This is a genomic window from Streptomyces morookaense (assembly GCF_013030945.1).
GTDB classification, from domain to species: domain Bacteria; phylum Actinomycetota; class Actinomycetes; order Streptomycetales; family Streptomycetaceae; genus Streptomyces; species Streptomyces morookaensis.
On sequence record NZ_JABBXF010000116.1, the window covers coordinates 1 to 17,586 of the forward strand.

Annotated in this window: 18 protein-coding genes; 11 read left to right on the top strand and 7 right to left on the bottom strand. The window is 71.8% G+C overall.

From position 1 onward, the window contains the following. The first annotated feature begins 144 nt into the window (after positions 1–144). Positions 145–339, top strand: a complete 195-nt coding sequence (locus tag HG542_RS35570) for a hypothetical protein (protein WP_227727752.1) — start codon at positions 145–147, stop codon at positions 337–339. A 21-nt stretch (positions 340–360) separates the two neighbouring features. On the opposite strand, the gene HG542_RS32145 is transcribed toward HG542_RS35570, so the two are convergent. After that, a complete protein-coding gene (locus tag HG542_RS32145) occupies positions 361–1,146 on the bottom strand; it encodes a helix-turn-helix domain-containing protein (RefSeq protein ID WP_171087766.1) in 786 nt (261 codons plus the stop codon). A gap of 63 nt (positions 1,147–1,209) precedes the next feature. Here HG542_RS32145 and HG542_RS32150 point away from each other — a divergent pair, with 63 nt between their 5' ends. After that, the gene (locus tag HG542_RS32150; protein WP_171087768.1) at positions 1,210–2,016 is read left to right on the top strand and encodes an SDR family oxidoreductase; all 807 of its coding nucleotides are present in this window, start codon (positions 1,210–1,212) and stop codon (positions 2,014–2,016) included. A 178-nt stretch (positions 2,017–2,194) separates the two neighbouring features. Then, complete coding sequence (locus tag HG542_RS32155) at positions 2,195–2,983, top strand: VOC family protein (RefSeq protein WP_171087770.1); 789 nt, start codon at positions 2,195–2,197, stop codon at positions 2,981–2,983. Here the strand turns inward: HG542_RS32155 and HG542_RS32160 are convergent. Together HG542_RS32160 and HG542_RS32165 are read right to left on the bottom strand one after the other, a co-directional pair. Further along, positions 2,964–3,539 carry a DUF1707 SHOCT-like domain-containing protein gene (locus HG542_RS32160; RefSeq protein ID WP_171087772.1) on the bottom strand — a complete coding sequence of 192 codons (576 nt, stop codon included), beginning with the start codon at positions 3,537–3,539 and terminating at the stop codon, positions 2,964–2,966. The two genes, HG542_RS32155 and HG542_RS32160, sit on opposite strands and share 20 nt — an antisense overlap. A gap of 79 nt (positions 3,540–3,618) precedes the next feature. After that, complete coding sequence (locus tag HG542_RS32165) at positions 3,619–5,256, bottom strand: ABC-F family ATP-binding cassette domain-containing protein (RefSeq protein ID WP_171087774.1); 1,638 nt, start codon at positions 5,254–5,256, stop codon at positions 3,619–3,621. A 338-nt stretch (positions 5,257–5,594) separates the two neighbouring features. On the opposite strand from HG542_RS32165, the gene HG542_RS32170 reads away from it, so the two are divergent. Then, on the top strand, positions 5,595–6,971 hold the full coding sequence (locus tag HG542_RS32170; RefSeq protein WP_171087776.1) for a cryptochrome/photolyase family protein: 1,377 nt from the start codon (positions 5,595–5,597) through the stop codon (positions 6,969–6,971). Between the two features lie 9 nt (positions 6,972–6,980). On the opposite strand, the gene HG542_RS32175 is transcribed toward HG542_RS32170, so the two are convergent. Then, a complete protein-coding gene (locus tag HG542_RS32175; protein WP_171087778.1) occupies positions 6,981–7,598 on the bottom strand; it encodes a LysE/ArgO family amino acid transporter in 618 nt (205 codons plus the stop codon). Positions 7,599–7,667: 69 nt separating this feature from the next. Here HG542_RS32175 and HG542_RS32180 point away from each other — a divergent pair, with 69 nt between their 5' ends. Then, entirely contained in the window at positions 7,668–8,579 is a 912-nt protein-coding gene (locus tag HG542_RS32180) for a LysR family transcriptional regulator ArgP (RefSeq protein ID WP_171087795.1), read from the top strand. A 24-nt stretch (positions 8,580–8,603) separates the two neighbouring features. On the opposite strand, the gene HG542_RS32185 is transcribed toward HG542_RS32180, so the two are convergent. Further along, positions 8,604–9,389, bottom strand: coding sequence for an aminotransferase class IV (locus HG542_RS32185; RefSeq protein ID WP_229922892.1), 786 nt, complete (start codon positions 9,387–9,389; stop codon positions 8,604–8,606). A gap of 60 nt (positions 9,390–9,449) precedes the next feature. Between HG542_RS32185 and HG542_RS32190 the strand changes: the two genes are divergently transcribed. From HG542_RS32190 to HG542_RS32205, 4 genes are all read left to right on the top strand, one after another. After that, the gene (locus tag HG542_RS32190; protein WP_171087782.1) at positions 9,450–9,929 is read left to right on the top strand and encodes a DUF6314 family protein; all 480 of its coding nucleotides are present in this window, start codon (positions 9,450–9,452) and stop codon (positions 9,927–9,929) included. Positions 9,930–9,981: 52 nt separating this feature from the next. Then, a complete protein-coding gene (locus HG542_RS32195) occupies positions 9,982–10,719 on the top strand; it encodes a hypothetical protein (RefSeq protein ID WP_171087784.1) in 738 nt (245 codons plus the stop codon). 46 nt (positions 10,720–10,765) lie between these two features. Next, the gene (locus tag HG542_RS32200; protein WP_171087786.1) at positions 10,766–12,430 is read left to right on the top strand and encodes an FAD-binding oxidoreductase; all 1,665 of its coding nucleotides are present in this window, start codon (positions 10,766–10,768) and stop codon (positions 12,428–12,430) included. Positions 12,431–12,637: 207 nt separating this feature from the next. Continuing rightward, positions 12,638–14,317 carry a multicopper oxidase family protein gene (locus tag HG542_RS32205; protein WP_218039096.1) on the top strand — a complete coding sequence of 560 codons (1,680 nt, stop codon included), beginning with the start codon at positions 12,638–12,640 and terminating at the stop codon, positions 14,315–14,317. Positions 14,318–14,771: 454 nt separating this feature from the next. Here the strand turns inward: HG542_RS32205 and HG542_RS32210 are convergent, their stop codons facing one another. Further along, a complete protein-coding gene (locus HG542_RS32210) occupies positions 14,772–15,263 on the bottom strand; it encodes a TetR/AcrR family transcriptional regulator (protein WP_229922891.1) in 492 nt (163 codons plus the stop codon). 175 nt (positions 15,264–15,438) lie between these two features. Here HG542_RS32210 and HG542_RS32215 point away from each other — a divergent pair, with 175 nt between their 5' ends. Next, positions 15,439–15,825 (top strand): nuclear transport factor 2 family protein, encoded by a 387-nt coding sequence (locus HG542_RS32215; protein ID WP_171087790.1) that lies wholly within the window; start codon positions 15,439–15,441, stop codon positions 15,823–15,825. Between the two features lie 57 nt (positions 15,826–15,882). Here HG542_RS32215 and HG542_RS32220 read toward each other — a convergent pair whose 3' ends face one another. Further along, positions 15,883–16,857, bottom strand: coding sequence for a LysR family transcriptional regulator (locus tag HG542_RS32220; protein ID WP_171087792.1), 975 nt, complete (start codon positions 16,855–16,857; stop codon positions 15,883–15,885). Between the two features lie 109 nt (positions 16,858–16,966). Here HG542_RS32220 and HG542_RS32225 point away from each other — a divergent pair. Beyond that, positions 16,967–17,586: LysE family translocator (locus HG542_RS32225; protein WP_171087793.1), on the top strand; the 620-nt coding region annotated here is incomplete at its 3' end.

Sequence of the window (17,586 nt, forward strand, 5' to 3'; positions counted from 1 at the left end):
GTTCCGGCGCGGCGGCCGCGCCCGCATGGGCCGGCCTGGAGGCCGCCGAGCAGAACGAACTGACCGCCGCACTGGCGCGGCTGTTGCTGCGACTGCGTGCCGTCGAACCGCTTTACGTGTCCCGCAGCGGCCAGAGCCGTTTCGATGTCGCCCGACGCCGGCCTCGCCGACCGGATCGCCTTGACCGACCTGCGCCACGCACCGCGCGACGAACAGGGGGTGCCACTGCTCAACGGGATCCGCTTCCAGAGCTCCCATCTGAGCACCCCGGTCCCTGAAGCGTTCGATGCCGTGCTCGCGGTCCCGACGGTCACCCGGGACCGCACAGTGCGCTTCTGACCAACCTGAACCGGGCGCGCGTCACAGAAGGCGTGCCAGGGCCGTCTCGGACGGGCTCCCGGCCGTCGCCTGGTACACGATGATCACCTGTTGCCCGGCGCCGCCGACGGTGAGCGCCTGCCGTCGCAGGGCGAGGCTGCCGACGACCGGGTGCGTGAAGCGCTTGAGCTCGTCCCGGGCGGGCCGCGTCTCGTGACGCATCCACAGACGACGGAACTCCTCGTCCGTTTCCAGCTCGGCGACCAGGCGGACCGTCCTGGGGTCGCGCGGGTCGGCTTCGGCGCGCAGGGCCGCTGCGGTCTGCGCCGCCACCTCCGCCCAGTCGGGGAAGAGCCGCCGGGACGCCGGATCGAGGAACACCGCCCGGACCAGGTTGCCACCAGGCTCGTACATCGGGGCGAGCGCGCGGGCCTGCTTGTTCGCCGCCAGCACGTCGAAGTATCGGTTCCGCACATACGCAGGGCGGTCCGTCCACGCGTCGAGCAGCCGGTGCACGTCCGCGGAGACCTCGGTCCGTGACGGCGGCACGGGGGCGGGACCGGCGAGGGCGTGCAGGTGGGCGGAGGCGTCGGCGTCCAGCTTCAGCGCCCGTGCGAGGGAGTCCAGCACCTGGGGCGAGGGATGCCGGTCGACGCCCTGTTCGAGCCGGACCAGGTACGGCTCGCTGATTCCGGCGAGCCGGGCCAGTTCCTCCCGGCGCAGTCCTGCCACCCGGCGACGTCCGCCGGCGGGCACCGCCACGTCCGCCGGAGCGACCTGTCCGCGGCGGGCCTTGAGGAAATCTCCCAGAAAATTGTGGGCCACCATGCCGCGAGGGTAACCCTGCGGGGATGCTGGCTGCCGAGATGCGAACGGCGCAGGCTCGACGCCATGAAGACCTGGTTCATCACCGGCGCGTCCCGCGGCTTCGGCCGTATCTGGGCGGAAGCCGCTCTCGACCGCGGCGACCGCGTCGCCGCCACCGCACGTGACCCCAGGACGCTGCGGCCTCTCCTGGACGCCCACGGGGACGACGTCCTCCCCATGGGACTCGACGTGACCGATCGCACCGCCGTCACCGCTGCGGTGCGCCGAGCCGCCGAGACCTTCGGCCGCCTGGACGTGGTCGTCAACAACGCGGGCTACGGCCTGTTCGGCATGGTCGAGGAAACCACCGAGGAACAGGCTCGCGCCCAGCTCGACACCAATCTGTTCGGCCCGTTGTGGGTGACGCAGGCGGCCCTGCCGTACCTGAGGGCCCAGGGCAGCGGTCACATCCTGCAGGTCTCCAGCCTCGGCGGCCTCGCCGCCTTCCCCACGCTCGGGCTGTACAACGCCTCCAAGTGGGCCCTGGAGGGGATGAGCGAGGCCCTGGCCCAGGAGGTCGCCCCCTTCGGGATCCACGTGACTCTGGTCGAACCCGGCCCGTACGGCACCGACTGGTCCGGGGCCTCCGCAGTGCACACCGAGCCGCTCCCCGCCTACGAACCCGTCCGCGCCGCGCGCCGGGCCGGTGCCTCCGCCCGCACGCCACAGGACGCGCGAGGCACCGCCGCCGTTGTCCTCGAACTCGTCGACACCGACGCACCACCCCTGCGGCTCTTCCTCGGCACCTACCCCTATCCGGTTGTCGAGGCGGCCTACCGGAAGCGGCTCGACACGTGGAACGACTGGCGGCACCTCGCGTCCCGTGCGTGACCGGCACGGATCACCTCACGGATCACCTCACGGCGCCCGGGGCGGCCGGGTGTCCGCGCCGTCACCAGCCGCTTCGCCCGCGGATGTTTGCGGCCCGCCCCCTGCGCATACACACACCCTGACCACGTCGCCCTCCCGGCCCCCGTGACGCCGGGCCGATCTGCACCAGGAGCACACGATGCTGACCTCGACACACGTTCCGGGCGGGCCGGCCTGGCTCGACCTGGGAACACCCGACATCGACGCGGCCGTCGCCTTCTACGGAGGGCTGTTCGGGTGGGAGTTCCGCTCCGCCGGGCCGGACGCCGGCGGCTACGGCTTCTTCCTGAAGGACGGCAAGGCCGCCGCCGGCCTCGGCCCCCTGATGGAGGAGGGCTCCCGGCCCTCATGGACGGTGTACTTCCGCACCGAGGACGCCGACGCCACCGCCGACGCGGTGCAGCGGGCCGGCGGCTCGGTCCGCTTCCCGCCGATGGACGTCCTCACGGCCGGCCGCATGGCCGGGTTCACCGATCCCGCGGGCGCGGAGTTCGCGGTGTGGCAGCCCGGCGACACCGACGGCCTGGAAGCGGTCAACGACCCCGGCTCCGTCAGCTGGATCGAGCTGTACAGCACGGACGCCGCCGCGGCAACGGAGTTCTACCGCAAGGTGTTCGGCTGGGACACCCGCGACATGGGCATGGGCGAGGGCCTCTCCTACACCATCGCCGGCCCCGCGGGCGGCGGCGAGAAGCGGATGCACGGCGGCCTCATGCAACTGCCCGAGGAGAACATGCAACGGGGATCGACCTCCGAGTGGCACCCCTACTTCGAGGCCGAGAACTGCGACACCACCCTGGCCCGGGCCGAGGAACTGGGCGCCACCACCATCGTCCCCGCGATGGACGCCGCGGGCGTCGGCCGCCTGGCCATGGTGCTCGACCCGTTCGGGGCACCGTTCGCAGTGATCAGGAGCGCCGTGCACTGAACGGGCCGGCCGCGCGGCGCCGCGGACGCCGCTCGACGACCTTCGAGTGCCTGAGCGTTCCGGCGAGCTCGATACGGAACCGCGGATCGGTACCGGCGGCGCTCCCGGAACGGAGCCTGCAGGTGGAGTACTCGAGGGCCAGCCCGTCGGTGTCGATCAGCATGCCCGGCAGGCCGACGACGAACAGGGTGCTGTGCTGCATGTCCGCGTCGATGCGCAGAGTGCCCGAGGTGATCGCCGCGTCGGTGAAGTCGAGGGTGACCCGGCACAGCCGCGCCCGCAGTTCGATGCGCGCCGGCACCGACCAGCGCCCGGACCGCGCCCACTTGCCGCCGCGCTGCTCGACGACGAGCACGTCCCCGGCGGCTGACGCAGCCGGCAGATCGGCGGTCAGCGCGGCCAACTCGCCGAGCGTACGGGCCGAAAGCGCCTTCTCCAGCCGGTCGTCGAGCTCCTCGGCAGTGAGCCGGCCGTCGCCCATGGCGATGCGCAGTACGTCCACGACGCGGTCGCGATCCTCGTGCGAGGCTCGTGACTCGGGCAGTTCACTCACCATGGAGGCATGTTAAGCGGGGCCGCGCCCCAAAGGGGCGCGGACGGTGGCACATTGGGCTCCGCCGCGTGGGCGCGACCGCCTACCCACCCGCCTCCGCACGCACCTCCTCCACCGTGACGTCCCGCAGCCCGCCGTCCAGCAGCAGCCAGCGCGTCACGCCGAGCGACTCCAGGAACGGCAGATCATGGCCGGCCACGAGCAGCGCGCCCTCGTACGACTCCAGGGCCGTGGTGAGCTGACGGACGCTCGCCATGTCGAGGTTGTTCGTCGGCTCGTCGAGCAGCAGCAGCTGCGGGGCGGGCTCGGCCAGCATCAGGGCCGCCAGCGCGGCACGGAAGCGCTCCCCGCCGGAAAGGGTCCCCGCCTGCTGGTCGGCCCGTGCCCCCTTGAACAGGAAGCGGGCCAGCCGGGCCCGGATCAGGTTCCCGGTCGCCCCGGGCGCGAAGCGCGCGACGTTCTCGGCGATGCTCGACTCCTCGTCGAGCACGTCGAGGCGCTGCGGCAGGAACCGCAGCGGCACATGCACATCGGCCGTTCCGGAGAGCGGCTCCAGCTCTCCGGCGATCGTGCGCAGCAGCGTCGTCTTGCCCGCGCCGTTCCGCCCGACGAGCGCGATCCGCTCGGGGCCGCGCACCTCGAACCCGCCCTCCGCCCGCGCCCCGTAGGGCAGTTGCAGGTCCTGCAGGGTCAGCACGGAACGGCCCGGCGGCACCGCCGTGGCCGGCAGGTCGATGCGGATCACGTCGTCGTCGCGCACGGCGTCCACCGCCTCGCCGAGCCGCTCCTTCGCCTCGGCGAGCCGGTCCTCGTGCAGGATGCGGTGCTTGCCCGCGGAGACCTGGGCCTGCCGCTTGCGCGCCCCCATCACGATCTTGGGTTCGCGCTTGCTGTCCCACATCTTCTGGCCGTACCGCTTGCGCCGGGCCAGCTTCACACGGGCGTCGGCGAGTTCGCGCTGCTGCTTGCGCACGTCGGACTCGGCGGTACGGACCAGCCGTTCGGCCGCCTCCTGTTCGGCGGCGAGCGCCTCCTCGTAGGCCGAGAAGTTGCCGCCGTACCAGGTGATGCCGCCCGCCCGCAGATCCGCGATCCGGTCGACGCGCTCGAGGAGTTCACGGTCATGGCTGACGACGACCATGACGCCGGTCCACGCCTCGACCGCCGCGTACAGGCGGCGACGGGCGGACAGGTCGAGGTTGTTGGTGGGTTCGTCGAGCAGGAGCACATCGGGCCGGCGCAGCAGCAGCGCGGCCAGACGCAGCAGGACCGACTCGCCGCCGGACACCTCGCCGACGGTGCGGTCCAGGCCGATGCCGGCCAGCCCCAGCCCGTCGAGCGTCGCCGTGGCACGCTCCTCGACGTCCCAGTCGTCGCCGACGGCCACGAAATGCTCCTCGCGCACGTCGCCCGCCTCGATGGCGTGCAGCGCGGCGCGGGTCGCGGCGATGCCGAGGACCTCGTCGACCCGGAGCGAGGTGTCGAGCGTGACGTTCTGCGGCAAGCAGCCGGTTTCGCCGGCCACCCGCACGATGCCGTCGACGGGGGAGAGCTCTCCGGCGATCAGTCTCAACAGGGTGGACTTCCCCGACCCGTTGAGACCGATGAGCCCGGTCCGGCCGGGACCGAACGCGGCCTGGAGGCCGTCGAAGACGGGGGTGCCGTCCGGCCAGGCGTAGGAGAGCGATGTGCAGGTGATGAAGGAGGAGGTTGCGGACATACGGGCCTCGCGTGGTTGCGTGAGAGGGGCGGTCGGGGCAACACGTGGAGACACCGCGGAGGCGGCCGCGATCGGCGAGGGGGATACGGGATCCCCGTCGCCGGCGAGGAGGACGGCTGGATGCGTCGAGGTCGCACACGGAACGCGGCCGGCGAAGCGGGGCCATGACGGCCGGGCAGGGCGGCAGCGCTGTGTCTCAGGACCTCAGACGAGCAACGTCCTTCTCCGATCGACGGCAACAGGGGCACCGTCAACGTAGGACGGGGCCGGCGGCGGGTCAACGGAATTTCCGCGGCGCGGACCGGTACACCGCACGGCCGCGCGGGAAGGGGACGATCATGAACGTCTCGGTGATCCTCTTCACCTCCGACCTGCGGCTGCACGACCATCCGCCGCTGCGTGCCGCGCTCGCCTCCTCCGACGAGGTGGTGCCGCTCTTCGTACGCGACGACGGGATCGAGGCCGCGGGGTTCGCCGCGCCCAACCGCAGGGCCTTCCTCGCCGACTGCCTCGCCGACCTCGACGCAGGCCTGCGCCGGCGCGGCGGACGCCTGGTCGTGCGGCACGGCGACGTCGTGGACCAGGTGTGCCGGGTCGCGACCGAAGCAGGCGCCGGCAGTGTGCACATGGCGGCCGGCGTCAGCCGGTACGCCCGGCGGCGCGAGGAACGGCTGCGGGCGGCCCTGGAGTCCACCGGCCGCCGCCTGACCGTCCACGACGCGGTGACGACCGCCCTCCCGCCCGGCGCCGTCACCCCGGCCGCCGCGGACCACTTCGCCGTCTTCACCCCCTACTTCCGCCACTGGTCCCGGCACCGCCTGCGCGATGTCATGGGCGCACCACGCGCCGTGCGCGTCCCCGACGGCATCGCATCCGGCGAACTCCCCGCCCGCCGCGACATCCCCGGCGTCTCCCCGGGCCTGGCCGCAGGCGGGGAGACCGCGGCCCGCAGGCGGCTCACGGCATGGCTGCGCAGCGGCATCACCCGGTACGCGGAGGCCCACGACGACCTCGCCGCCGACGCCACCTCCCGGCTCTCGGCCGCACTGCACTTCGGCGCGCTCTCCCCGGTGGAGGTCGTGCACCGGGCGCGCGGCGTGGCCGGGCCCGGCGCCGAGGCGTTCGTGCGGCAGCTCGCCTGGCGCGACTTCCACCACCAGGTGCTGGCCGCCCGCCCGGAGACGTCCACCGCCGACTACCGTCCGCGGAACGACCGTTGGCGCACCGGACACCATGCCGACGCGGACATTGCGGCATGGCGCGAGGGCCGCACCGGATATCCCGTGATCGACGCGGCCATGCGTCAGCTGCGGCACGAGGGCTGGATGCACAACAGGGCGCGCCTGCTGACCGCGTCCTTCCTCACCAAGACGCTGTACGTGGACTGGCGCGCCGGCGCCCGGCACTTCCTGGACCTGCTCGTCGACGGCGACATCGCCGACAACCAGCTCAACTGGCAGTGGGTGGCCGGTACCGGCACGGACACCCGCCCCAACCGGGTCCTCAACCCCGTGGCCCAGGCCCGGCGGCACGACCCGCACGGAGCGTACGTACGCCGCTGGGTGCCGGAACTGGCAGCACTCGGGGACGGCCCGGGCGTCCACGAACCCTGGCGCCTGCGGGGGAGCGGGCGCGCCGCCCGCGGCTACCCGGACCCGGTCGTCGACCCGGCCGACGGACCCGCCCGCTTCCGGCAGGCCCGCGGCCTCGGATGAGCAGGACCGTCAGGCCCCGGCCACCAGCATCACGCCCACGAACAGCATGGTCGCCGCCATCAGCACATCGATGACGCGCCAGGCCGACGGCCGGGCGAACACCCCGCTGAGCAGCCGCGCGCCGAAGCCCAGCGCGCTGAACCAGCACAGGCTGGCCAGCGCCGCACCGATGCCGAACTCCCAGCGCAACGGCCCCTTCGCCGCGGCGATCGCACCGAGCAGCAGCACGGTGTCGAGATAGACGTGCGGGTTGAGCCAGGTCATCGCCAGACAGCTGAGCACGGCGCGCCGCCGCGAGCGCACCGACGAACCCTCGGTCCGCATGGCCGCCTCGGAGGAGCGCCGGGCGCGCACCGCGGCACGCAGCCCGTAGCCGAGCAGGAAGGCGGCGCCGAGCCAGCGCACGGCGGTCATGGCCGGCGGCCAGGCGGTGACCAGGGAGCCGAGGCCGGCGACGCCGAGGGCTATGAGCACGGCGTCCGACAAGGCGCAGATGGCCACCACGGGCACGACCGCGTCGCGCCGGATGCCCTGGCGCAGCACGAAGGCGTTCTGCGCACCGATGGCGACGATCAAGGAGAGTCCGGTGCCGAAACCTGCTGCTCCGGCGGTGAAAACGTTGTGCATGCCTCCGACGCTAAAGATCGACTCGCCGACAGTACAGCTAAAGTTTCTTAGGTATCATTAGCAATCGTGATGACGAGTCTGCCGCACGACCTGGTCCGCACCCTGCTCGCCGTGGTCGACGAGGGCACCTTCGACGCCGCGGCCTCCGCCCTGCACATCACGCCGTCCGCCGTCAGCCAACGCGTCAAGGCACTGGAACAGCGCACCGGACGCGTACTGCTGATGCGCACCAAACCCGTGCAGCCCACCGAGTCCGGCCAGATCGTCGTGCGCTTCGCCCGCCAGCTCGCCCGCCTCGAAAGCGACGCACGCGCCGACCTGGGCATGGCCGAGGACGGCGCCCCCGCGCGCCTGACGATCGCGGTGAACTCCGACTCCCTGGCCACCTGGTTCCTCCCGGCACTCACCCGCGTCCCGCACGACCTGCGCATCTGCTTCGAACTCCGCCGCGAGGACCAGGAACACACCACCGCCCTCCTGCGCGAGGGCCAGGTGATGGCCGCGGTCACCTCCTCGCCCGACCCCGTGGCCGGCTGCTCCGTACGCGAACTCGGCCGCATGCGCTACCTGGCCGCCGCCCACCCGGACTTCACCGCCCGATGGCTCACCGGCACCCCGCTCCACCGGGCCCTCCCCGAGGCCCCCGTCATCATGTTCGACCGCCGCGACGACCTCCAGGACGCCTTCGTCCGCACCCTCGCACGCGGCAGGGACGCGAGCCCGCTGCGCCACTACGTGCCCACGAGCGAGGGCTACACCGAGGCCGTGGTGGCCGGCATGGGCTGGGGCCTGGTCCCCACCATGCACGCCGAACCGCACCTGCGCGCAGGCACACTCGTCAACCTCGCCCCGGACCGCCCGGTGGACGTCCCGCTCCACTGGCAGCAGTGGAAGCTCGGCTCCCCGGCCCTCGCCGCAGCCGCGGACGCCGTCGCGGCAGCGGCCGCCGAGTCCCTCACCCCGGGCGGCACCGCCGTGTGACGACCGGGCGACCCGCCACCACCGTCACAAGGCCTCGCACGGAACACGCCCGTACAGCTCACCCAGCCGCACGACGGCCTCGTCCTCGTCCGGGAACGTCAGGCCGTCGATCGCACGGATCGCGCGCACCCCCACCGACGCATTCGTGGCGAACGCCGCCCGCATCCGTGGAAGATCCCCGACCGGCACCGGAGCCGTGACGGAGCCCGCCTCGGCGGCCCGCAGCAGCTGCAGGGTGACCCCGTCCAGCACATCGGCCTCCGGCCACACCACCCTTCCCGCCGCATCCACGAACCCCACGTTCCATGTGACGCCCTCCGAGACGCACTCGCCGGGCCCGACGAACAACGCATCGTCGAACCCCGTCAGTTGAGCCTCCCTGCGCAGCCGGAACTGGCTGAACAACCCGACATGCTTCACCGCCGGCGCGTCACGGCCGAAGGCACACAGCTTCACCCTCAGCGGCGGCGGGGCCGTCGTCCCGGCGGGCCGCAGCGTCACCATGACGTGCGGGTCCGCCGGCGCACCGAGGTCCAGCATGTCCAGGTGCGGATCGAAGACCGTGACGCGCACCATGACCGCCCCGGCCTCATGCCCGGCGACCGCCTGCCGCACGTACGCGACGACACGCGCAGGGTCCAGATCCGCCCCGAACACGGCACGGCAGTCGCGCCGCAACCGGTCGAGATGCAAGGACAGGCCCCGGACTCCTCCGTTCTCCACGCGCATCGTGGTGAAATGCCCGTAGTTCGCCAGGGCGAGGGACTGCAGGTACGCAAGGGGAGCCGGTGCTCCGTCGACTGTGACCACGCGCCGGATTCTGGCACGGACACCTGCACCGGACAGAAGGACAGAAGGGAGAATGCCGTCATGAACGTCACCGTCCCGGGAACGGCACCCGCCGCCGTACCGGCCGCCGCCCATCCGGTCCCCGACGCCGTCGCCTATCTGACCGGCCACTGGTCGCTCGACCGCACCCTGATCGACCTGGACACCGGTTCCCATGGATGGTTCCACGGCACGGCCGCCTTCCACCCCGCCGCCGACCGCGCGCACATGCTGCACACCGAGGACGGCGAGCTGAGCTGGAACGGCAACGTCAACCGCGCCGGCCGCACGCTCAGGCTCCTGCCCGGACCCGACGGCACGGCAGAGGTGGCGTTCGCCGACGGCCGCCCGTTCCACCACCTGGACCTGCGCACCGGCCACTGGACCGCCCTCCACCCTTGCGGCCAGGACCTCTACCACGGCACCTACACGGTCGTCTCCCCCGACGAGTGGCACCTGCAGTGGCGCACCACCGGCCCGGCCAAGAACCAGGAACTGCGCTCGGTCTACCGGCGGCAGTGACGGACGGGCACCCTGGGCCGGGACACACCCGGCCGAGGGAGGGGGCCCGCCGATGGGGAAGCCGCAACGCCCGCACACCCCGCGCCGGGCATGGCCGGCCATGGCGCTGCGCGCGCTGCTCCTGGCCGCCGCGGTCTGCGGGCTCGTCCTCTGCGTGCCGTGGGTGCAGGAGTCGTACCGGAACTCGGTGACGTACCGGCACGCCGCTCCCTGCCCGCCCGACCACCGGACCCGCACGGCCGGCAACTGCATCGAACAGGCCACGGCCCGCGTCGTGGACAAGGACATCGACGAGTCCTGCACCACGGACAGCAACGGCGTCCGGTCCTGCACGGAGACCTACGAGCTGCGCCTCGCCCTCGCCGGGCGTGAGACGTGGCACGAGGTGGAGTGGCCCACCTACCGCGACGCGCATCCCGGGGACTCCGCGGAGGTCCGCAGCTGGCACGGTGCCGTGGTGCGGATGGCGCTGAACGGCCACACCGAGACGTATTTCGCCCCCGCGGAGAAGTCGCTGTTCTGGAGGCTGGCGGGCGCCTGGGGACTCCTGGGCGTGGCCGTCGGGGCCGCCGCGGGCCCGCGGCTGCTGCTCCGGCCCCCGTACATGATCGGGTGGCTCCTGCTGACGCTGCCGGTCCTGGCCCTCGTGGGCGACGCCCTCCTCGGCTACGCGAGCCCCCTGGAGCGGGCCGTGGACAGCGCGCTGGCCGTTCCCGGCCTCTGCGTCCTGGCCGTCGCCCTCCGGCGCCGGCGCCGGACCGCCGATTGGGGCGCATCCCGCTTTTCATGATCGAATGCGGGCGTACGTTTTTTGAGTGTTCCTGGGGGGACGTTTGATGACCCAGACCGCCCGCACGCCGTTCATGGGGCGCCGCAGCCTGCTCACCGGAGGCGCCGCGCTGACCGCCGGCGCGGCCCTGACCGCGACATCGGCCGTGCCCGCCCAGGCCGCCCCGCCGCAGGGCATCGCGACACCGGGCCCCGTCACGGTGACGCCGGACGACCCCCGCTACGCCGACCTGACCCGCGGCATCAACCAGCGCTGGGCCGGCAGGCCCGAGTACGTCCGCCTGGTGACGACCACCGGCCAGGTCGTCTCGGCCGTGCAGGAGGCCGTACGGGCCGGGAAGCGCATCGCGGTGCGCAGCGGCGGCCACTGCTACGAGGACTTCGTCTTCAACAAGGACGTCCAAGTGGTCATCGACATGTCCGCGATGACCGAGGTCTACTTCGACCAGGCACGCGGCGCCTTCGCCGTCGAGGCCGGTGCGTCGAACCTGAACGTCTACGAGGCCCTCTACAAGCTGTGGGGCGTCGCCCTGCCCGCAGGCTCCTGCTACTCCGTCAGTGCCGGCGGCCACATATCCGGCGGCGGCTACGGCCTCCTCTCGCGCCGCCACGGCCTGACCGTCGATCACCTGTACGGGGTCGAGGTCGTCGTCGTGGACAAGGACGGCACGGCCCGCGCCGTCGTCGCCACCCGCGAGAAGAACGACCCCAACCGCGAGCTGTGGTGGGCCCACACGGGCGGCGGAGGCGGCAATTTCGGCGTCATCACCCGCTACTGGCTGCGCTCGCCCGACGCGAGCGGCACCGACCCCTCCCGCCTGCTGCCCCGCCCGCCCTCCGAGGTCCTCCTGCACGCCTCGGCCCTGCACTGGGACGACCTCGACGAGGAATCGTTCACCCGGTTGCTGAGGAACTGGGGATCCTGGCACGAGCGCAACAGCGCCCCGGACTCCCCGTACACCTCCCTCTTCGGCCTGCTGAAGCTGACCCACCGTTCGGCCGGTCAGGTGGGTCTGATCACACAGATGGACGCCACGGTCCCGGGCGCCCGCGCGCTGCTGGACCGCTACCTGACCGAGGTCCTGGAGGGCGTGGGCGCCAAGGGCCGGGCCATGACCCGACGGATGGGCGAACACGCGCCCCTGCCGCAGTTCTCCGCCCCGCGCCGGCTGCCCTGGTTCCTGGCCACCGACTCCCTCAGCGGCGCCAACCCCACGCTGCGGGGCAAGTACAAGTCCGCGTACATGCGCAAGGGCTTCACCGACGCGCAGATCAAGGCGCTGTACAAGCACCTGTCCCGAACGGACTACAGCAACCCCGACGCGCTCGTCCAGGTCGACTCCTACGGCGGACGCATCAACGCCGTCGCCTCCGACGCGACCGCCGTCCCCCAGCGGGACTCCGTCCTCAAGCTCCAGTACATGGCCTTCTGGACCGACGAGGCCGACGACGCCCGGCACCTGGCATGGGTCCGTGACCTCTACCGCGACGTCTACGCCGACACCGGCGGCGTACCGGTCCCCGGCGAGGTCAACGACGGCTGCTACGTCAACTACCCCGACACCGACCTGGGCGACCCCGCCTGGAACACGTCGAAGACGTCGTGGGCCGAGCTCTACTACAAGGGCAACTACCCGCGCCTGCAGCGTGCCAAGGCGGCCTGGGACCCGCGGAACGTCTTCCGCCACGCCCAGTCCGTCCGGCTGCCGTAGCCGCCCGGGGGCGGCGGCGCCGACCGCGCCGCCGCCCCGCGGAAGTCCCTCGGACGGGCGATACGGACTGCCCGTCAGGGCCATCGACAAGGTGGTCGATTTGTCATTGTCTGCGGTGGTTGGCCGAGTGGGTTTGTGATGGTATGTGACCGTGTCGTGATCAATTGCACGGATATTGCCTGAGCACCGGTCAGAGGAGTGTCTGGGATGAACGCGAGCGGTGGAGGAGGAGGCGTATCGCGCCGCAGGCTGCTGCGCGGCGGAATAGCGGGCATCGGCGCAGGCATAGCCGGCGGCATGGGCATACCGGATGCGTGGGCGTCGCCGGCAGGCCGCCTGCCTGATCCGACGGGGGCGCTGGGAACGGGGGCGGCGGGGGAGGAGCTGATCGACCTGCCCGTGGTGAACAGCCGTTCGGGCCTGTTGGAGCACACGCTCACCGTGGCAGGCGGCCACCCGGTGGTGGGGGGAAGACGGCTCGGCCTCGACATCTACAACGGCCGGCTGCCGGGCGAACTGTGGCGGGTACGGGCCGGCGACCGGGTGCGGGTGCTCCTGCGCAACTGCATGGAGCCGTCCGGCGTACCGCCCGTGTGCACCCAGGACGATGCGTCGGGATGCCTGCCCGCACGTGAACGGCAGACCCTCGTGCACGACGCGGTGACGACGAACCTGCACGTGCACGGCCTGCAGGTCTCCCCCTCCGGCTCCTCGGACAACATGTACGTCAGCGTCCCGCCCGGAGGCAGCAGGCAATACGTCTACGACATCCCCTCCGACCAGCCGTCGGGCCTCTACTGGTACCACCCCCACCACCACGGTTCGACGACACATCAGGGCTGGTCCGGCCTGTGCGGGCCGCTCGTCGTGGAAGGCGCGGTCGACCGGGTGCCCGAGATCGCCGACATGCGCGAGCGGGTCATCGTGATCAACGCGCTGCGGCTGGACGTGAACGGCGAGAACCCGACCGTCTCCATCTTCCCGACCGCCGGCGACGAACCGTTCACCAGGGACGACCCGTTCACCACCGACCCCGTGGTGCCGGCCAGGATGATGTTCCCCCTCAACGGCGGACTCCGGCCCGTCGTCACCATCCGCCCCGGAGAAGTACAGCGCTGGCGGGTCCTGAACGCCGCACCGCACCGCGAGATGTGGCTCCACGTGGACGGCCACACGCTGTACTGGATCGGCCAGGACGGCATCCCCTTCGCCTGCCCCCGCCAGGTCCCCTCGCTCCTGCTGGCCCCCGGCAACCGCGCGGAATTCCTGATCCGCGGCGGCGAACCGGGCCGCCACTGCATCTATGCGGCCCCCTACCGCCAGGGCCCCGCCCGCACCGACCGCCCCGCCCTCGAACTGGGCACGCTGGAGGTCTGCGGCCCGCAAGGCTCGGGCTGCATCCCGCAGCGCCTGGTGGACCCGCCACGCATGCCCCGCCTCCCGATCGCCCGCCGCCGCACCCTGGTCATCACCCGCGAACCCTCGGAAGTACCGGGCGGCGGCGCCCGGTTCCTCATCAACGGCGAGCCCTTCGACATGGACCGCATCGACCAGGAGGTGGAGGCGGGAACCGTCGAGGAATGGCGCTTCGTGAACCGGGACGATTTCCAGCACCCGATGCACATTCACGTCAACCCGTTCCAGGTGGCCGACATCAAGGGCATCCCCGAAGGGGACACCTCCTGGCAGACGGACCCCACCCTGTGGTGGGACACCTACCGGCTGCCGCCCGGCGGCGAGGTGACACTGCGGATGTACTTCCGCCCCGACGCGACGGGGAAGACGGTCTTCCACTGCCACGTCCTGCCGCACGAGGACAGCGGCACGATGGGCACCCTCCTCATCTCCCCGCCCGGAGCCCGGGGACGCGCGTCCACGGGGGCGTAGAGAGCCGAGGCCCGACTTCCGCCGAGTTCGTGGACTTTCCACGATGCCCGGAAGCGGACACCCCGAGCAGGATGAGAGCCGTTCTTGATCACCGCCCCGCCAGGGGTGGTCGGCGGCCGGCCTGTTGCCGGTCTCCCGCACACCTGCGTACCCCCACCACGGCCGCCGGCACAGCAGGAGCAGGCCGGTGGAGGGCATGTCCTCCTGCACAGCCCCCTGTTGCCCGACGGCCCCCGCCGCCGACGCGCCGTCGCCGCCCGCGCACTGCGCCCGCGGCGGCTCCCGGCCGCGAGCCGCCGCTCATCTCCATGCGGCGCAGCGCGTCAGGAACGGCCGGCATCACGATCGCCGAGGCACAACGAGCCGGCGTGCGCCGCATCATCTGCCTCGGCACAGCAGCGCCCGCTTCGCCGAACTGCCCTCCGACACCGCAGCCCGCAGGTGACCAGGCCCCTTACCCGCGGTTGTACAGCTGGGTGACGAGGCCGCGTGCGTAGTCCTCATCCGTTTCGGGGATGGAGAACACCACCCGGAAGTAGAGGGGTGCGACCACGTGGTCCAGCACCTGTTCCAGTGGGGGCGTCGCTTCGCCCCGCCGGGCCGCGGCTTCCAGGGCGGCGTGGAATCGGGTGCTGACGCGTTCCAGGCATTCGCGCAGTCCGGCTCGTCGTTCGTCCACGTCCGGTGCGATTTCGGCGCGGAAGAACGCCACGCCTCCTGGCCGGGACAGGTCGGTGAGGGTCCACAGGGCGGCCTGTTCGAGGTCTTTGCGCAGATCGCCGAGAAGCTTGGGCGCTCCTTCGTCCTGTCGGTGGGCGGCGACGTCCGCCAGGAGGGCGGTGGTTGTTCCCCAGCGGCGGTAGACGGAGCTGGGGTTGACGCCGGCGCGGCGTGCGACGGCGGGGATGGTCACCTTCTCGGTTCCGATTTCCTGTACCAGGTCCACGGTTGCCTGGTGCACGGCGGCGCGTACGCGGGCGCTTCGGCCTCCGGGGCGGCTGTCTTTGCTTTTGGCGGGCACCCCTCCAGCTTAAAGCAATGGGTTGCGCTTTAGTCGTCGGCCTGCCTAGGCTGCTTAAAGCAGAGATCACCGCTTTAAGCAGCCTCTTGAGGAGAACCCGATGGCCCGGTACGAGCTCCAGCACCAGCTCGGCAAGACGTTCCACGCCTACCTCGTCGCCCGTGACTGGGAGGGCATCCGGTCGCTGCTCACCGACGACGCGACCTGGACACTCCCCGGCGACAACACCATCTCCGGCACGGCGGAAGGCGCCGAGGCAGTCGTGGAGCGGGCGAAGAAGATCGCCTCCTACGGCCTCGACTTCGAACTGCTGCACATCCTGGTCAGCCGCGAGAACATGGCCCTGTCCCTGCACAACACCGCCCGCAGGGACGGGATCCGGCTGGACGAATACCTCTCCACCGTCTGCCGTCTTCGCGACGGCAAGATCGCCGGCATCGAGACCTACCTGTCCGATGTCCCCGGCATGAACGCATTCTTCGTCTGAAGCAGCGCTGCTCGGGCCCCGTCCGCTGCCACGGCATCCAGCCTCCACCGGGCCCGGTCAGGCTTTGTACGGCGAGTTCGATGAGCGTTGTTCTTCCTGCAGGGGAGCCTCCCAGGTGGCGGTGATGTCGCAGGCGACATCACGGAGGAGGTCGATGAGCATGTGTGCCAGTGGCGTGAGGCTGGCGTCGGCTCTGGTCAGGGCGTAGAGCTGGCGGTAGGGCCTGGGGTGGGCCAGTTCGCGATGGGTGGTGCCGGGCGCATGGGTCAGGGCCAGGCGCGATACCAGAGCAACGGCACTGCCTGTGCCGACGAGGGCCTGGACGACGTCGTAGGACTCGGTCTCGAACCGCACGGTGGGCGTGAAGCCGGCCTCGCGGGCAGCGTCGTGGAACTGTTCGCGGGCGGCGTGGCCGGCCAGGATGGAAACCCACGATTCGTCGCGCAGCTGTTCCAGGTGCAGTTCGCTGTCCGCAGGCTGCCCGGTGGCCAGCGGGTGGTCGTCGGGGAGAACCACGACCATCGGGTCCAGCAGGAGCGGGTGGGCGCGCAGGTGCGGGGGCGGCGCGAGCGGTGTGCCCCAGGACGCGACGATGACGAGGTCCAGGCGCCCTGCGCCGATCTCGTCCGCTCCGCGTCCGGACACCACGTCCACGACGGAGACGTCTGCGTCCGGATGGCGGTGCCGCAGGGCCGTCAGGGCGGGTGGCAGCAGGTGCAGGGCAGCCGCCTGGAACGTTCCGATCCGTAGCCGCAGGGACAGATGGCCGAGCAGCGCGGCCAGTTGCGCCTCGGCCTTGTCCGCCGCCTCTTCCACGGTTCGGCCGTGGGAGGCGAGCAGCGCGCCGGCCGCGGTGAGTGTTGCTCCGCGAGGACCGCGGACGACCAGGGGCACCTGCCAGTCGCGCTCGGCCCTGACCACCTGCTGGGTGACCGCCGCGGGCGTGAGCTGGAGGGCCTGAGCGGCCGCCGTCAAGGAGCCGTGCCGCTCGATCAACGCGAGAAGCCGGAGCTGTCCGGGGTCCACCACCATTCACCAATCCTAACGCTGCACCCTTCTCTTTTAACTTCTCTTACAAGTACGGGAGAGGAAGGCTGGTGACGCACCCATCGACCGCGACCCCTGAAGGGGGTTCTTTCCCATGCCCACGCATGTGCCCGTGTTCATCGCCACCACCTTGCTGCTGGCGATGCTGCCAGGCGCGAGTCAGGCCCTGATGATCCGACAGGTTCTGGAAGGCGGCCGACGTACGCTCCGGGGCACCCTCGCGGGCAACGCCACCGGCTTCCTGCTGTGGTCCACGGCTGCCGCGGCCGGGCTGTCCGCCGTCCTGCTGTCCAGCCCCACCGCCTACGCGGCGCTCCGCATCGCAGGCGGCGTCGTGCTGATGATCCTCGGGGTGAAGACGCTGCGGACCGCGCTCACCACCGTCTCCACCCGCCCGCCCTGCGAGGGCGGGCGCCGCACCGGCTTCGCAGGCGGATACCTCACCGGCCTGAGCACCAACCTCGGCAACCCGAAGGCGGGCGTGTTCGCCGTCTCGGTGCTGCCCCAATTCGTGACGGCGAAGGGCCCGGTGTTCCTGTCGACCGTCGCCCTGGGAGCTCTGTGGGCGCTCGTCAGCGCCTCCTGGTACATGGCGCTCACCTGGGCCGTCGGCCGAGGGCGCGCGTTGGTGTCGCGACCGACGGCCCTGCGGGGGCTCAGCGTGACCACCGGCGTCGTCCTGCTCGGGTTGGGCGCGGCAGTGGCAGCGGGGTT

Excerpts from the sequence above, each read along its gene's own strand:
- HG542_RS32160 (WP_171087772.1), bottom strand. The coding sequence starts at position 3,539 with ATGGTGAGTGAACTGCCCGAGTCACGAGCCTCGCACGAGGATCGCGAC.
- HG542_RS32200 (WP_171087786.1), top strand. The coding sequence starts at position 10,766 with ATGACCCAGACCGCCCGCACGCCGTTCATGGGGCGCCGCAGCCTGCTC.
- HG542_RS32195 (WP_171087784.1), top strand. The coding sequence starts at position 9,982 with ATGGGGAAGCCGCAACGCCCGCACACCCCGCGCCGGGCATGGCCGGCC.
- HG542_RS32150 (WP_171087768.1), top strand. The coding sequence starts at position 1,210 with ATGAAGACCTGGTTCATCACCGGCGCGTCCCGCGGCTTCGGCCGTATC.
- HG542_RS32220 (WP_171087792.1), bottom strand. The coding sequence starts at position 16,857 with ATGGTGGTGGACCCCGGACAGCTCCGGCTTCTCGCGTTGATCGAGCGG.
- HG542_RS32145 (WP_171087766.1), bottom strand. The coding sequence starts at position 1,146 with ATGGTGGCCCACAATTTTCTGGGAGATTTCCTCAAGGCCCGCCGCGGA.
- HG542_RS32175 (WP_171087778.1), bottom strand. The coding sequence starts at position 7,598 with ATGCACAACGTTTTCACCGCCGGAGCAGCAGGTTTCGGCACCGGACTC.
- HG542_RS32215 (WP_171087790.1), top strand. The coding sequence starts at position 15,439 with ATGGCCCGGTACGAGCTCCAGCACCAGCTCGGCAAGACGTTCCACGCC.
- HG542_RS32205 (WP_218039096.1), top strand. The coding sequence starts at position 12,638 with ATGAACGCGAGCGGTGGAGGAGGAGGCGTATCGCGCCGCAGGCTGCTG.
- HG542_RS32155 (WP_171087770.1), top strand. The coding sequence starts at position 2,195 with ATGCTGACCTCGACACACGTTCCGGGCGGGCCGGCCTGGCTCGACCTG.
- HG542_RS35570 (WP_227727752.1), top strand. The coding sequence starts at position 145 with ATGTCGCCCGACGCCGGCCTCGCCGACCGGATCGCCTTGACCGACCTG.
- HG542_RS32170 (WP_171087776.1), top strand. The coding sequence starts at position 5,595 with ATGAACGTCTCGGTGATCCTCTTCACCTCCGACCTGCGGCTGCACGAC.
- HG542_RS32190 (WP_171087782.1), top strand. The coding sequence starts at position 9,450 with ATGAACGTCACCGTCCCGGGAACGGCACCCGCCGCCGTACCGGCCGCC.
- HG542_RS32180 (WP_171087795.1), top strand. The coding sequence starts at position 7,668 with ATGACGAGTCTGCCGCACGACCTGGTCCGCACCCTGCTCGCCGTGGTC.
- HG542_RS32165 (WP_171087774.1), bottom strand. The coding sequence starts at position 5,256 with ATGTCCGCAACCTCCTCCTTCATCACCTGCACATCGCTCTCCTACGCC.